At 26.9% G+C, this 1,608-nt stretch carries 2 protein-coding genes; one reads left to right on the forward strand and one right to left on the reverse strand.

Annotation, left to right across the window (positions count from 1 at the left end; all coding sequences use genetic code 11):
* Nucleotides 1-203 (forward strand): hypothetical protein (locus tag SVN78_11055; GenBank protein MDY6822143.1); only part of this gene is annotated, 203 nt, incomplete at its 5' end.
* A gap of 107 nt (nt 204-310) precedes the next feature.
* Here the strand turns inward: SVN78_11055 and SVN78_11060 are convergent.
* The coding region (locus SVN78_11060; protein ID MDY6822144.1) for an FAD-binding protein at nt 311-1,608 on the reverse strand (1,298 nt) is incomplete at its 5' end.

Here is a 1,608-nt window from a genome sequence, read left to right on the forward strand (position 1 = left end):
CCACAAGAGTTATTGATGCTTACAGAACAATATCACTTAACGGTTTACTATTAAAAGTCAAAAATGCTACTCCCAGAGAAATGGTTACACTTCGTATTTATCCATTAAATGATACAGTTTTGGAAATTAGATTTTGGTGCCATAATAAATTGATCGATATTCAAAAAGTAAAAATTGATGCTCTCAAAGGTGTTCACTTTTAAAGTTTAAAGTGTTCACTTTTCAAGTTTTCCTAACAGCAGTTTATATGTTAAGCTAAAATCCTTTAACATATAATACTTCAATGATTATAAAAAACTACAAATATATTCTATTCTACAATAAAAGAACCTAATGTACTCTCTCTTCTAAGGGAAAACTCTATTATTTGAAGTACGACAAATAATCGTATTTTCATCTCAAAATATTTTATAAAATCTTTAAATTCTACCGGTTTGAATTCTTCTAGTTTAACTTGTAAATTTTCTACTATTTTTCTAGTTTTAAGTAAAATGTCTCTACTCCTAACAATACCTATGACCAAATCAACCTTTGTTCTAAAAAACTTATTTAACTCATCTAATATTTTATTATTATTTTCATTAAATTCAGAGAAATGAATAAATTCTTTTAATGTATCAATTTCAATCTTAATATGATCTAACTCCCTACCATCAATATATTTCGCTGCATTATAGCCAGCTATTTTTCCAAAAACAGCTGCATCTAAAAGGGCATTACCCGATAGCCTATTTGCACCATGCACCCCAGTCGTAACTTCTCCTGCAGCAAAAAACCCTTCTTTTGTAGTCTCACACCTTTCATTTATTTTAATACCGCCTAGCATAAAATGTGCTGCTGGAACAACCTCTATTTTTTTATAACTATTTAATACTTTTTTTAATTTGTGATCATAATCTAATAATTGCTCTAATCTATCCATTTGAATATTAGATAAATCAATATAGACCTTTCTACCACTTTTTAACTCTCTATAGACAGCATAGCTTACTATATCTCTAGTTGCCAAAGAAGCATCTGTATTATACTTTTCTAAAAATTTTTCATTCTTTTCATTGATTAATTGTGCACCAAAAGAAAACAAAAAAGAAGGTAATATAAATTTATAATTAGCCATTTTAAGTGAATTAAATTGAATAAATTCTAAATTATCTAGTTTTAAACCAATTTTTTTAGCCAGATATAAACCACTCCCGTCAACATCAACCGTATTTGTTGTTTCATTATAAATACCACAACAACCACCAGTAGCTATTATTATAGCCTTTGCACAAAATATTCTTACAATCTGTTCATTAATATCTAAAGTATAGCAAACTTTATTTTCATTATAATCATATAGATCAATAGCAAATATCCTATCTAGAATTGTAATATTTTTTCTACTTCTTAATTCATTTAATATTGATTTAGTAATTGTTAAGCCCTTAAAATAAGAATTATACTTGTTTTTAATTGTTATATATCTACTTTTAGAATGACCTGGCGCTTGAAAAAGTCTGTAATTATCACCGTCTTTTAAAAAACAACTACAATAACTATCTAATTCCTTTAATATGTCATTGCCACTTTCGACCATTAATTTAACTAAATTCCTATCATTTAAAA

It is taken from the genome of Deferribacterota bacterium, assembly GCA_034189185.1.
Taxonomy (GTDB): domain Bacteria; phylum Chrysiogenota; class Deferribacteres; order Deferribacterales; family UBA228; genus UBA228.